The 14,160-nt window shown below is 42.3% G+C and carries 12 protein-coding genes; all 12 read left to right on the top strand.

Going from position 1 to position 14,160, the window contains the following annotated elements:
• Positions 1-251 precede the first annotated feature (251 nt).
• Positions 252-2,573 (top strand): CAP domain-containing protein, encoded by a 2,322-nt coding sequence (locus tag M1G14_RS06540; RefSeq protein WP_247926418.1) that lies wholly within the window; start codon positions 252-254, stop codon positions 2,571-2,573.
• Positions 2,574-2,802: 229 nt separating this feature from the next.
• Positions 2,803-3,546 (top strand): DeoR/GlpR family DNA-binding transcription regulator, encoded by a 744-nt coding sequence (locus M1G14_RS06535; RefSeq protein WP_049472532.1) that lies wholly within the window; start codon positions 2,803-2,805, stop codon positions 3,544-3,546.
• Positions 3,543-4,454, top strand: a complete 912-nt coding sequence (gene pfkB / locus M1G14_RS06530; protein ID WP_049522728.1) for a 1-phosphofructokinase — start codon at positions 3,543-3,545, stop codon at positions 4,452-4,454. The genes M1G14_RS06535 and pfkB overlap by 4 nt, the downstream gene beginning before the upstream one ends.
• Positions 4,451-6,427: a PTS fructose transporter subunit IIABC gene (locus tag M1G14_RS06525; RefSeq protein WP_247926417.1), complete on the top strand. Its 1,977-nt coding sequence runs from the start codon at positions 4,451-4,453 to the stop codon at positions 6,425-6,427. The genes pfkB and M1G14_RS06525 overlap by 4 nt, the downstream gene beginning before the upstream one ends.
• A 295-nt stretch (positions 6,428-6,722) precedes the next feature.
• Positions 6,723-7,160: a hypothetical protein gene (locus tag M1G14_RS06520; protein ID WP_049472528.1), complete on the top strand. Its 438-nt coding sequence runs from the start codon at positions 6,723-6,725 to the stop codon at positions 7,158-7,160.
• Positions 7,161-7,217: 57 nt separating this feature from the next.
• Positions 7,218-8,300 (top strand): hypothetical protein, encoded by a 1,083-nt coding sequence (locus M1G14_RS06515; protein ID WP_049472527.1) that lies wholly within the window; start codon positions 7,218-7,220, stop codon positions 8,298-8,300.
• A 135-nt stretch (positions 8,301-8,435) separates the two neighbouring features.
• Entirely contained in the window at positions 8,436-8,873 is a 438-nt protein-coding gene (locus M1G14_RS06510; protein ID WP_049472526.1) for a hypothetical protein, read from the top strand.
• A 201-nt stretch (positions 8,874-9,074) separates the two neighbouring features.
• Complete coding sequence (locus M1G14_RS06505; RefSeq protein WP_003001888.1) at positions 9,075-9,449, top strand: DUF1149 family protein; 375 nt, start codon at positions 9,075-9,077, stop codon at positions 9,447-9,449.
• 3 nt (positions 9,450-9,452) lie between these two features.
• Entirely contained in the window at positions 9,453-10,301 is an 849-nt protein-coding gene (locus tag M1G14_RS06500) for a DegV family protein (protein WP_009731098.1), read from the top strand.
• A 10-nt stretch (positions 10,302-10,311) separates the two neighbouring features.
• Positions 10,312-11,079: a 4-hydroxy-tetrahydrodipicolinate reductase gene (dapB, locus tag M1G14_RS06495; protein ID WP_049522726.1), complete on the top strand. Its 768-nt coding sequence runs from the start codon at positions 10,312-10,314 to the stop codon at positions 11,077-11,079.
• Positions 11,076-12,287 (top strand): CCA tRNA nucleotidyltransferase, encoded by a 1,212-nt coding sequence (locus M1G14_RS06490; RefSeq protein ID WP_247926416.1) that lies wholly within the window; start codon positions 11,076-11,078, stop codon positions 12,285-12,287. Before dapB ends, M1G14_RS06490 begins: the two co-directional genes overlap by 4 nt.
• Positions 12,284-14,152 (top strand): ABC-F family ATP-binding cassette domain-containing protein, encoded by a 1,869-nt coding sequence (locus M1G14_RS06485; RefSeq protein WP_247926415.1) that lies wholly within the window; start codon positions 12,284-12,286, stop codon positions 14,150-14,152. The genes M1G14_RS06490 and M1G14_RS06485 overlap by 4 nt, the downstream gene beginning before the upstream one ends.
• Positions 14,153-14,160 lie beyond the last annotated feature (8 nt).

The raw sequence follows: 14,160 nt of genomic DNA, 5'->3' as shown, positions 1-14,160 counted from the left end.
GCGGAAAGTTTCGGTATTCCTCTGAATCGATATTAAAATTGGAACTCATTTTAATTTTTTTACAGAATCATTTAACTTATTTTACTTTAAAATAGTTTGTCTACATTCTATAACAGCCTTAGCTGTTTTTCTTTTGCCCCAAAATTTTATGAAAAAAACTTTTTAAACCTACTAGTTATTGGTAACAAAATGTGGTATGCTATGGGGTAGAGAAACTTCAAGAAAATGATTCAGTTTTGGGGGTGAGTTTAATGGGAAAGAAATTAGGAAAATCGGTTTTTACGACAGGAGTTGCGGCGACAACGGTACTGTCTGGAATGTTTCATCATAAGGCTAGTGCGGAAGAAGTGAAGCAAAATGAAAATGCAGAAACCAACAGTACGGAAGTAGTCGAAAAACCAATTACAGTTGATGAGTTGAAGCAAATTACAGCTCAAAAAGGGCAAGTGGTGAAAGATGTCCACTACCAAGAGCAAAAAGTGATCGATGCTCAAACGGAAGTCAAGGCTGCTGGACAAGAACTAGAAGAAAAGAAAGCAGATGTGACAGATGCGGAAAACCTCATCGCAACGACTTCAAATGCACAAGTTCAGAATGCAGAAAATGACGTCAAGGTGGCTCAAGCCTATGTGACCATCGAAGAAAATAAGGTTCGAGAAGCAGAAGCCGCACATGATCAAGTCGTAGAAGCTGTTCGACAACAGGAAAATCAGGTCACAGCTCAGGAATCTTTGGTCGATGTAGCACAAAATGAATTGAACAAAGCCAAAGTACCGATTTCAAATGATGAGAATGTGCTAAACCAGGCCTTGTTGGAGCAAAGCCAAGTCGAGCAAAGTATTCGAGAATCTCAGAGTTATCTCGCGACCTTGCAAGCAAGTCAGCAAACTGGCTCAGATACAGTGGCTCAAATTGAGAGCGATATTCAACTGGCTCAAACGCGTCTGACAGATTTGAAAGCGGTCATCGCAACCAATGAAGCAGAGTTGGCAGCCTTAGAACAAGCAGCGGCCAATAGCCCGGTTCAGTTAAGCCAAGCGACTTATGAAGGTTATTTGCAACACTTGGCTGACAATGGCAATGAAGCTGCAGCAAGTGCTTTAGCCCTCTACAAGCGTGGTCGTGAAGAAGACGGCTTGATGGTTGGAGAGTCTGGATCCTTGCAAGCCAATCTTCGAGCTCTTGAAATCGCAGATGCCATTAATAGCTATCGTCGCAATGCAGGTTTGCCTGAATTGGAGCTGGATCCTTATTCCCTTCCTGCCAGTCAAGTTCAGTTAGAATACTTCAAAAAGGCTAACTGGCATATGTTTAAGTATTTGCCAAACGAAAACATTGCTTATGGCTTCTCACCTGCTGGTGCAGTAGATTTTTGGTACAATGAAAAAGCGGCTTACCAAGAAGTAGCAGCTCAATACGGTCTACCAACAGACGAAACACAAATCGATGCCAATGACATCTATATGAAGATTGGGGCTGAGGCCTTTGCCAAGGTTGGTCATTACCTCCAAATGGTGGACAACAAAGCAACGGCTTTATCAGTGGCTTATGACCCAAGTAATGCCATGTCAGAAGCTGCTTTCTTACACAGTCCAGTTACCTCAGCAGTGTCAACCAATGCACTTGCTTACCAATTGCGTCAGGGAGCTGGTGCTACAACGACAAGATCAGATGTCAAAGCAAAATCTGATGAAGTCGCTAATCTCAAACTGGACAAGGCCAATCAAGAGTCACAAATCATTATCTTGCAAGGCAAGTTAGAAGATGCTCGCCATGCTAATTCGAATGTGGCAGTAGAAATGGCCAATGTCCAAAAGACCATCCAAAATTACAAGATTCTTCTCGTTAGCAAGGACCATGCGGTTGAAAAGGCGAAGGCGACTCTTGATGTATCTCGAGGTCGGATTGAAGCAGCCATCCAACCAAAAGAAGCAGCACTTCAAAAAGCGAAAGATTTGTTAGCAGCTGCGCGTGAGAAATTAGATCGTTTAAAAGCAGAAGAAGCAGAAAAAGCCCAAGTCGTTCAAGAAGCGCATGAGGGCTTGAAGGCGGCGCAAGAGCGACTAGTTGCAGCTGAAAAACGTCTTTCTGACTTTAAAAATGCTCCAGAATTATTGGTCAAAGCCCAATCCGTTTTATCAGCTGCGGTGGCTAATTTAGAGAATAAAAAAGAAAAATTGGAAGCAGAATTCACAACCCTTCAATCTTATCAAAGTGTCGTGGAACTGTTGAATTCCCAATATGAAGATCTAGCGTCTCGAATGGATCCAGCTATTTTAGAAGCAGCAGATATGCCAATGGATATCCGCTCAAGCAATCCAACAACTTTCCCGGATAGACCAACCGTTCTTCCAACAACTACCAATAGTCCGCAAGTGCAAGCACCAACAGCTAGTCCAGCTCCAAAACAAGAAGCTAAAGTAGAAGAAATCAAACCGAAAAAAGAAAACAGCCAAGCTGTGGCTGGATCTGATTCCTCTAAATATGCAGTAGCAACAACAGGTGTTGCCGTCGGGCTACTTGCTGGATTGTTTGGTTTTAAGAAAAAGAAACAATCTTCAAAAAATGATTAAGACATACCGAAGATAGAGTGGATGCTTAGACACTTTATTGCTTAAACTCTTCAAAGAAGATTGATGAGGGTGGGAAAAGGACTCTTTTAACAAAATGAGTTCTTTCCTGCTCTTTTTTTGTACACTTTTAGAATTTTTGAAAGAAAATGATAGAAATTGATAAAAAGTGTTGACATTTTTTGGAGATGGAGTATAATAGTCTTTGTAATCGATTGCAAAAGGAGGAGAAATGCTTAAGTCTGAACGAAAACAATTCATCCTCGAGAAGGTACTGAAGGAAAAATTTGTTTCCTTAGAAACCCTTGTACAAGAGCTAGGGACGTCTGAATCAACGGTTCGACGTGACTTGGATGAATTAGAAGCTGAAAGTAAACTTCGCCGGGTTCACGGTGGTGCGGAAAGCCTGCATTTTCTTCAAGAGGAAGAAAGCAATAAAGAAAAATCTATCAAAAACATTCAAGTTAAGTCAAAAATCGCGATAAAAGCGGCGGAATTGATCAAAGATCATGACGTGATCTTTATCGATGCTGGGACGACTAATGAACTTTTGGTACAAGAAATTGTCAATCCAACGGTAACCGTGGTGACCAACTCGATTCACCATGCGACCAAGTTGGTCGAGCGAAATGTTCCGACGGTCATCATCGGTGGGAAGGTAAAATCTTCTACAGATGCTAGTATCGGAGGGATCGCGCTCAATCAGATCGGTCAGTTGAATTTTGACAAGGCCTTTCTTGGAATGAATGGAATCGATGATGAATTTTACAGCACTCCAGACCTGGAAGAAGGATCTGTCAAGCGTGCGATTATCGAAAATGCGAAAAAAACCTATATCCTAGCGGATGATTCGAAAATTGGGGTGACATCCTTTGTCAAAGTGGCTCCGATCAAGCGAGCCATGATTATCACCAATCAATGTGAACCGCAACGATTAAAGGTTTTAAAAGAAAAAACGGAGGTTATAGAGGTTTGATTTATACAGTAACACTGAATCCAGCAATTGACTATATTGTCCGTCTCGATCATGTAGAGACAGGAGCGGTCAATCGGATGGCTTCAGAAGATAAATTTGCCGGTGGTAAGGGAATCAATGTCAGTCGTGTCTTGAAGCGTCTCGATATCGAGAACACAGCGACTGGATTTATCGGTGGTTTCACTGGACGCTTCATTGAAGACGTACTGACTAGCGAAGCCATTTCAACCAACTTTGTGACAGTGGACCAAGATACACGGATCAATGTCAAGATCAAAGCTGATGAGGAAACAGAGATCAATGGGAACGGGCCAGAAGTGACGGAAGCGCAGTTGCAAGAATTGCTCAACATCTTATCGAGCTTAACAGCGGATGATGTGGTAGTCTTTGCAGGATCTGCTCCATCTTCACTTGGGAATGTCGTATACAAACAATTGATCGCAGCAACACGTGCGACAGGTGCGCAAGTGGTTTGCGACTTTGAAGGACAAACCTTGATTGATTCCTTGGAGTTCAATCCCCAATTGGTCAAACCAAACAACCATGAATTGGGAGATATCTTTGGTGTTACCTTGACGGAATTGCCAGAAATTGAACGCTACGCCAAAGAAATCTTGGCCAAGGGTGCACAAAACGTCATTATTTCCATGGCGGGTGATGGTGCTCTCCTTGTCAGTCCTAGTGGAACTTACTTTGCAAAACCAATCAAAGGACAAGTCAAGAACTCTGTTGGGGCTGGAGATTCCATGGTGGCAGGCTTCACTGGGAAGCTCGCAACAACAGGAGATGTCATCGAAGCCTTCAAATGGGGCGTGGCTTGTGGAACAGCGACCACCTTCTCAGATGATTTGGCAACAGCTGACTATATAAAAGAAACTTATGAAAAAGTAGAGGTAGAAAAACTATGAAAATTCAAGACGTTTTAAATAAAAACGTGATGTTGTTTGATCTTCAAGCAACAGATAAAGAGGGCGTGATCAATGAGATGGTCCAATCGCTCGTTGATAATGGTGTGGTGACAGATTTTGACACCTTCAAGGCTGGAATCATGAACCGTGAAGCACAAACTTCCACTGGTTTGGGTGACGGAATTGCCATGCCCCACAGCAAAAATGAAGCAGTCAAAGAAGCAACTGTCTTGTTTGCCAAATCAAACAAGGGTGTGGACTATGCTTCACTGGATGGTCAACCAACAGACTTGTTCTTCATGATCGCAGCTCCAGAAGGAGCAAATGACACTCACTTGGCAGCCCTTGCTGAATTGTCTAAGTACTTGATGAAACCAGGATTTGCGGACAAACTTCGCCAAGCAAGCACTCCTGATCAAGTGATCGCTGCCTTTGATGCAGAAGAGCAAGAAGCTGCCGCGGAAGAAGCGAAAAAAGCAGAAGCGGTCAAAGAAGCAGCTTCATCTGACAAACCTCTCATCGTTGCTGTTACAGCATGTACAACAGGGATCGCCCACACTTATATGGCAGAAGAAGCCCTCATCAAAAAAGGGGAAGAAATGGGTGTCACAGTCCGCGTTGAAACCAACGGGGCATCAGGTGTCGGCAACCGCTTGACAGCTGAAGAAATCGCCAAAGCTGAAGGGGTTATTATTGCAGCAGATAAAGCAGTTGAAACTGCTCGTTTCGATGGTAAAAAATTGATCTCTAAACCAGTCGCAGCCGGTATCCGTCAAACAGAAGAATTGATCCAAACCATCTTGGATGGCAAAGCAGATGTCTTCCACGCTGAAAATGCAGCACAAGCTAGCGCTAGCCAAGAAAAATTGAGCTTGGGTGGAGCCTTCTACAAACACTTGATGAGTGGGGTTTCTCAAATGCTTCCATTTGTTATCGGTGGTGGTATCTTGATCGCCCTTGCCTTCTTGTTCGACCAAATCCTTGGTGTGCCAACTGACCTTGAGTCTTTGAAACAACTTGGTTCTTATAACCAGCCTGCTGCTTACTTCATGACTGCTGGTAAAGCTGCCTTTGGTTTCATGTTACCAATTCTTGCAGGATTTATTGGATTCTCTATTGCAGAAAAACCAGGTTTGGTTGCTGGTTTTGTAGCAGGTGCTATTGCTGACAGCGGTGCTGCCCTCGGAAATGTTGCATACGGAGCTACTAAAGCAACTATTCCTGCCGCACAAAGTTCCGGTTTCCTTGGAGCCTTGGTTGGTGGTTTCCTTGCAGGTGGAGTGATTCTTGTTCTTCGTAAAGTTCTTGCAGGTCTTCCACGTACACTCGACGGTATCCGTTCAATCTTACTCTTGCCATTGCTTGGTGTTGGATTTACCGCAGCAATTATGTTTGTATTGAACATTCCAATGTCAGCTATTAACACTGGAATGAATACTTTCCTTACAAATCTTGGAGGAAGTTCAGCAGTTCTTCTTGGTCTTCTTGTCGGTGGTATGATGGCTGTCGATATGGGTGGACCAGTTAATAAAGCTGCTTATGTATTTGGTACAGGTACTTTGACAGCTTCAGCTCTTTCTGGTGGTGGTTCTACTGTTATGGCGGCAGTTATGGCAGCTGGTATGGTTCCTCCATTGGCAGTATTCGTGGCAACAGTTTTGTTCAAAGATAAATTCACACAAGAAGAACGCGATTCTGGTTTGACAAACATTATCATGGGTCTTTCCTTCATCACAGAAGGTGCCATTCCATTCGGTGCAGCTGACCCAGCTCGTGCCATCCCTAGCTTCATTGCAGGTTCAGCATTGACAGGTGCCCTTGTTGGTTTTGCAGGCTTGAAACTCATGGCTCCTCACGGAGGTATCTTCGTTATCGCCCTTACATCAAATCCACTTCTTTACATCTTGTTCGTATTGATCGGTGCAGTCGTAAGTGGTATCTTATTCGGATTGCTTCGCAAACCTAAAAACTAAACATGACTAAAAGAGGCTGGGCAAAAATCGTCCAGCCTTTGAAGTCTTATAAAAATAAATATATGACGCAGTGGTTGATTGGCATCTTTGTTCACTTTATAAGCTCCAAAGATGACCTAATCAACTGTGCGGGGGTGGGAAGATTGAAAAGGTTTGGGGAACCTTTTCAACTTTTTTATTTTACGGAGTTCTTTCCCACTCACTTTTTTATTGCTAAAAACACCAACTAGTGATGAACTTGCTTATCTCTATAGATTTCGATATGATAGTAGAAAGCATTTTTCTTGGAGGATCAATGAGAAAAAAGAAGAAAGTTCTCATATTGGGATTTACAGCAATTGCGTTATCAGGAGTGGCCATTATCGGTTCTCAATATCCAAACTTGTTTTCAATTAATAGTCATCAAGTAAAGCAAGCCAGTCCCAAGGAACAACAGTTAGAAGATGTAAAAAAGCATGCAAAAGAAATTGAAGATTTTGTAAAATCGTTAAGTCCTAAAGTTGAATCTGTCCAGATTGCTTGGGATGAAACACAATGGGAAGAAGTAGGAAATGGTACTCCTCAGAGCGGCGGTCAAGTTCTTCGAGTTTTTGGAGGCTTTAATCATATCCAAAATTCAAGTTGGAGTGTTTTGGTCTATTTAAAAGACGGTAAAAATGGCGAGAAAGATTTAATCGAAGGTTTTGGTAGCGGTAGTCCACTTCGTGTAGAAGGAAAACTTTTTGACGAGTAGCCTTCTAAAAATTTTTAGAAATTTATTAGATTTATAATAGAGATGGAAAAAAGATAAATGAAAAAGAAAATAATTATTGCTACTTCGTTAGTTCTAGCAATTGCAGTCGCTGTTTTTGGACTTTTTGCCTATCAACATCAGCAAAAAATAGAAAAAGCCAAGCAGGAGCGTGATAAATATGAAAAGTTATTTTTATATACTGGGAAATGGAAAATTGATTCCTATGAATTTTTAGAGGACGGTCGAGGTGTCGCAGTTCATTGGAAGAGCCAAACAAAAAAGGAAGATGACTTAGTATTAAAGTATGGTTCAAAAACCAGCAGGAACTATTTAAATAATATACATGGAGCATCCAATGAAAATTACATTGTTAGAGAGAATATGAAGCTTGATTCCTATAAGCCTAAAATAATGTCATCAAAAAATAACTCAGAAAATTACTACACATTATCAATTTATAAAATAGCAAATAAGAAATTAGAAGAATCAGAGGTAGATCTCTATAAACTGTTTGCGAAATACAATGCTAACTATGTCCCAACAGCCATAGGAAATATTGCTGAAATGAATGGTAAATTTTACTTACCTATTTCTACATATGAATCTGGCCATGATCTTTCTTATCGAAAACAAGTTTGGATGAATTTGGAAACTAAAACAATAGAATGGGAAGATCATAAAGAAGATCAGAATACTGAGATACCTAGTGTAGCTCTAGGTGAATTGAGAGAACGACTGTCAGATATGAATAGTAAATTAAATACGATTTCGTATTATGATTGGAACCATCAAAATCAAATAATGTTCAATAAAAAGTATCTAAAAGGAAGCGTTTTAGAAAAATATTCTCCCAAAGTATATCAATTATTGTCAGAAAAAGATTCTCAATTTTACATCCTTTTAGACTCAAAACTTGAAAATGATAGAGTTTACGGCAATGTTCAACAGTTTATCGACTTGTACCAACTTTTCGTTCCTGATAATACGAATCTCTATGAAGGAATTACGATTCCAGCAGAATTGAGTTCTGATGGTCTGGTCCATCAAGTGAATACCAAGGATGAGTTTGACAGATATTATGATGTACAAAAGGACGATGAGCTAAACAAGCAACGTCAGGTTTTGGTCGAGCGCCATTAGGTATTCTTTGTTCAGAGAAAGGTCGGGTCTCCGGTCTTTCTTTTTTTCAACCTCACAAACTAGTAAAGAAAATTGCCAATCAAATCAGATTTCGTTATAATTGGAACAACTTTTCCTTTTCTAGGAGGACGGATCATGAAAAAAGGGAAACTGATCATTCTTTTAGCTATTACCTCTGTAATAGCAGGGGGTGTGATCCTTACGAATCAAAAGAAAAATATATTTACAAATGACGCCCAAGCAAGTAAGCAACTCAGTGCGAAAGAGAAGCAACTGGCTTATTTAAAGGAACAGGAAAAAGATATGGCTGATTTTGTAAAATCGTTGAGCCCGAAAGTTGATAGTGTCCAGTTTGATTGGGATAGTATGGAAGTTGGACAAGTAGGCAATGGAACACCTCAAGGTGGTGGCTATATGTTAACTCTTAGAGGAAAGGTGAATCAGAATGAACAAACGAAATTCATGGTTGGCTTTTCTTTAGATAATGCTACCAGCACACCAAAAGAATTTGGAATTTATGAGATGCAACCCATAAGAATTTATAGGGATGGCGGTTGGTATTATTATGACTAATCGTCATTCAAAAGTCTTTATCTTGTTTTTTCGATCCTTACAAAAGAGTTATAGAAGAATTGAGAAAAACAAGTTAAAGACTGGCCAAACTTCCCTGGTCTTTTCTTCTTGTACTAGCGAAAAAATCACCTCATTCGGCGTTGGTATCTTGAGCTGAATTATGATATAATAAGCCTATCGCATATTTTTAGGAGAATAAAAATGGATATTCAACGTGAAAAAGAATTTGTCAGCCAATACCACTATGACGCTCGTAATTTTGAGTGGGAAAAAGAAAATGGCATCCCTGAAACAAAAGTAGATGTAAACTTTCAATTGATCAATCGTGATCAAGAACAAAACACGACTTCTTTGATTGTCATCTTGAGCTACATGATCGTTTTTGACGGTTTTGTGATCAGCGGAACCATCACTCAAATCAACCACTTGTTTGGTCGTTATGTCAATGAACCAAGCGAATTCAGCAAAGACGAAGTGGAAGAATTGGCTCGCCCTTGCTTGAATATGCTCAACCGTTTGACTTATGAAGTTACAGAAATTGCCCTTGATTTACCGGGTATTAATTTGGAGTTTTAATCAATGAAATTAGCAGTGATTACGGATTCGTCTGCCTATTTACCGCAGCACCTTCTCCATCACGACGACTTATTTATTTTAGACATTCCGATCTATATCGATGGAGAATCCTATGTGGAAGGGAAGAATCTGACACACGACGAGTTCTACCAAAAGATGGCTGCGTCTAAGGAATTACCAAAGACCAGCCAACCGAGTGTGGCAGCGTTAGAAGAACTCTTATCTGGTTTGACAGCTAAAGGTTATACGCATGCTCTTGGTCTCTTCTTGTCATCAGGCATTTCTGGATTTTACCAAAATATCCAATATTTGAAGGACGAATTTGAAGGCTTGACCGTCGAATTTCCTGACTCAAAAATCACTAGCGCTCCATTAGGAATGATGGTAGAAGATTGCTTGAAATGGGCTGGTGAAGGTCGTTTGTTTGATGAGATTGTGGCCAATGTCCAACACCAGATTGATGGGACCACTGCCTATATTATGGTCGATGATTTGAATCACTTGGTCAAGGGGGGACGCCTGTCAAATGGCGCTGCCATCATTGGCAATCTCTTGAGTATCAAGCCGATCCTTCATTTTAATGACCAAGGTGTCATCGAAGTTTTTGAAAAAGTCCGTACGGAAAAGAAAGCTATGAAACGCTTGGTAGAAATCGTTGATGAAGGACTCACCGGAGGTCATTACCAAGTCTTTATCATCCATGCTAATGTACCTGAAAAAGCCGAAGCGCTTCGTCAGATGTTGGTGGCTGAAGGGGTAGAGGGAGAAATTCCTTTTGCTACCTTTGGAGGCGTGATTGGGACGCACTTAGGCGACCATAGCTTAGCAGTTGGGTATATCCCTATCGTTTAAGGAGAATTCTATGTCAATTAAAGTCATTATTGCAGGTTTCAAGGGGAAAATGGGACAAGCAGCCTACCAGATGGTTTCTGAAGATCCTGAGCTAGAACTAGCTGGCTTGATCGATCCATTTACTGATGAGACAGAGGTTGCAGGGGTCCCCGTCTTTAACCGCAAAGAAGATGTCGTAGGTCTTGAAGCAGATGTTTGGGTGGACTTTACCATGCCAAAGGTTGCTTACGAGAATACTCGCTTTGCAATTGAAAATGGCTTTGCTCCTGTTGTGGGAACGACTGGATTCACTCCTGAGCAGATCCAGGAATTGACAGACCTTTCGCGTGAAAAGGATTTGGGGGGCTTGATTGCTCCGAACTTTGCTATTGGAGCTGTGCTCTTGATGCAATTTGCAGCGCAAGCGGCCAAGTATTTCCCAAATGTGGAAATCATCGAACTGCACCATGATAAGAAAAAAGATGCTCCGAGTGGAACAGCGATTAAGACAGCTGAGCTGATCTCTGAGAAACGCGAGAAAATCCAGCAAGGTGCAGCAGATGAAGAAGAGTTGATGCCTGGTGCAAGAGGGGCAGAGTTTGAAGGGATGCGCATCCATTCGGTTCGATTACCTGGCCTAGTCGCTCACCAAGAGGTGATTTTTGGTAGCCAAGGCGAAGGGTTGACTCTCCGTCATGATTCCTATGATCGTGTTTCCTTCATGACAGGAGTAAATCTAGGGATTAAAGAAGTTGTCAAGCGTCATGAGCTTGTTTATGGTTTGGAACACTTACTATGAGATTAGAAAAGATGCCTTCTGAGTTTCAGGAGGCTTTACCAATATTAGAGAAGATTAAAGCAGCTGGTTTTGAGGCCTATTTTGTAGGGGGATCTGTCCGTGATGCCCTCTTGGATCGTCCAATTCACGATGTCGATATCGCTTCCTCCTCATACCCAGAAGAGACCAAGGCGATTTTTGATCGAACAGTAGATGTCGGTATCGAACATGGGACCGTCTTGGTTCTTGAAAATGGTCAAGAATATGAAATTACGACCTTCCGGACGGAGGATGTCTATGTCGATTATCGTCGCCCGAGCTCGGTGTCTTTTGTACGCTCACTTGAAGAAGACCTCAAGCGCCGTGATTTCACCGTCAATGCCTTTGCTTTAAATGAAAAAGGAGAAATTGTTGACCTCTTTCATGGACTAGAAGATTTAGAAAACAAGGTCCTTCGGGCGGTTGGGCTTCCTCACGAACGCTTTAACGAAGATGCGCTCCGGATCATGCGAGGCTTTCGTTTTCAAGCCAGTCTTGGCTTTGAATTAGAAGAGGCAACCTTTGACGCTATGAAGGAGTGTGCGCCATTACTAGAGAAGATTTCAGTAGAGCGCACCTTCATCGAGTTTGATAAGCTCTTGCTTTCTCCATACTGGAGACAAGGCTTGGAGGCTATGCTGGCCAGTGGAGCCTATCACTATCTGCCAGAGATGAAGGATCGTAAAGAAGCTATCGAGCATTTGTTTGACATAGAGTTGGAATATACCTTTTCAACTTCTGAGCAAGCCTGGGCTGCTTTGGTCTTAGCACTAGAGATTCAAGATATTCCAAAATTCTTTAAGAAATGGAAGACCTCTAGAGACTTTGCTAAGACGGTGGAGCAGATCGTGGAGATTCTAAAGCTACGAGAAAATGGAAGTCTAGACAAGCGTGCCTGCTACAAGTATGAGAAGCGTTTGTTGCTAGTGGCTGAAGAGCTCCGGGAAGCGTATGCCTTGAGTGTGGATTATTTGGCCATTGAGCGTGTCTATGATAGCTTGACCATTCATGATAAGCATGAAGTGGTGGTCAATGGTGGCATGCTGATCAAAGAATACGGTTTTCAACCAGGTCCAGCCTTGGGAGAGATTTTGACAAAAATTGAATATGCCATTGTCGATGGGAAACTGGCCAATGAAAAAGAGGCTATCATTGCCTATATCCAGCAAGCAAAAGAGGAGGAAAAATGAGCGATTTTATTGTCGATAAATTAACCAAATCTGTCGGAGATAAGACCGTCTTTCGTGAGATTTCCTTTATCATTCACGACTTGGATCGGATCGGATTGATCGGGGTCAATGGGACTGGAAAAACCACGCTGTTAGATGTGTTGTCGGGTCGCTCTGGCTTTGATGGAGATGTGAGTCCTTTTTCTGCCAAGAGTGATTATACAATTGGCTACTTGACCCAGGAACCAGACTTTGATGATCAAAAGACAGTTCTGGATACGGTGCTATCTAGTGATTTGCGTGAAATGCAGCTCATTCGCGATTATGAATTTTTGATGGCGGATTACCGAGAAGAGAACCAAGCCCGTCTTGAAAAGGTCATGTCGGAGATGGATTCGCTCAATGCTTGGGAAATTGAGAGTCAGGTCAAGACAGTCCTTTCCAAACTTGGAATTGAAGACTTGAACGCCAAAGTTGGGGACCTATCTGGGGGCTTGCGTCGTCGGGTGCAACTGGCCCAAGTTTTGCTGTCTCACCATGACCTGCTCTTACTAGATGAGCCGACCAACCACCTGGACATTGATACTATCGAGTGGTTGACTAATTTCTTGAAGAACTCTAAGAAAACTGTGCTCTTCATTACCCACGATCGCTATTTCTTGGATAATATCTCGACGCGGATCTTTGAGCTGGATCGAGGTGGCTTGATCGAGTATCAGGGCAACTACCAGGATTATGTCCGCTTAAAGGCTGAGCAAGACGAGCGTGATGCAGCCCTTCTTCATAAGAAGCAGCAACTCTATAAGCAGGAGTTGACCTGGATGCGGCGTCAACCTCAGGCGCGTGCGACCAAGCAACAGGCACGCATCAATCGGTTCCATGATCTCAAGCAAGACTTGTCTGGTCAAAGCAGCCAGACAGATTTGGAGATGAACTTTGAGACCAGCCGAATCGGAAAGAAAGTTATCGAGTTTAAAGATGTGAGTTTTGCTTTTGAAAACAAGCCGATTATACAGGACTTTAACCTCTTGGTGCAAAATAAGGACCGCATCGGGATTGTCGGGGATAATGGCGTCGGAAAATCGACCCTACTCAATCTGATCGCCGAGCGACTCCAGCCTCAGTCAGGGCAAGTCATCATCGGAGAAACCGTGAGGGTGGCTTATTTCTCACAACAAATCGATGGTTTGGATGAGAGCAAGCGCGTGATTAATTTCCTCCAGGAAGTTGCTGAGGAAGTGAAGACGACCGTTGGGACGACATCAATTGCAGATCTCTTGGAGCAATTTCTCTTCCCACGTTCCATGCACGGAACCTTGATCGAAAAACTCTCCGGTGGTGAGAAGAAGCGGCTCTTTCTCTTAAAACTCTTGATTGAAAAACCCAATGTGCTTCTCCTCGATGAGCCGACCAATGACTTGGATATCGCTACCCTGACAGTTTTGGAAAACTTCCTTCAAAACTTTGGAGGTCCCGTTATTACCGTTAGCCACGACCGCTATTTCCTAGACAAGGTTGCAAGCAAGATCCTGGCTTTTGAAAACGGGGGCATTCGGGAGTTCTTTGGCAATTATACGGATTACCTGGATGAAAAAGCCTTTGAAGCAGCTCAAGTAACGGCCAGTCACAAGGTTGAAAAAGAGAAACCTGTCAAGCCAAAAGAAGAGAAGAAACGCATGAGCTACATGGAAAAGCAAGAGTGGGCAAGCATTGAAGCAGATATCGAAGCCATTGAAAATCGGATCGCAGAGATTGAAGTGGAGATGAATGAAAACGGCTCTGACTTTGGCAAATTGTCAGCCCTTCAAAAGGAATTGGATCAGGAAAATGAGCGATTGCTTGAGAAGTACGATCGCTATGAATACCTGAGCGAATTAGATGAATAAGGAGGCCC

This window comes from Streptococcus parasanguinis (assembly GCF_023109675.1).
Taxonomy (GTDB): domain Bacteria; phylum Bacillota; class Bacilli; order Lactobacillales; family Streptococcaceae; genus Streptococcus; species Streptococcus parasanguinis_I.
This window is presented reverse-complemented; position numbering and strand designations above follow the sequence as displayed.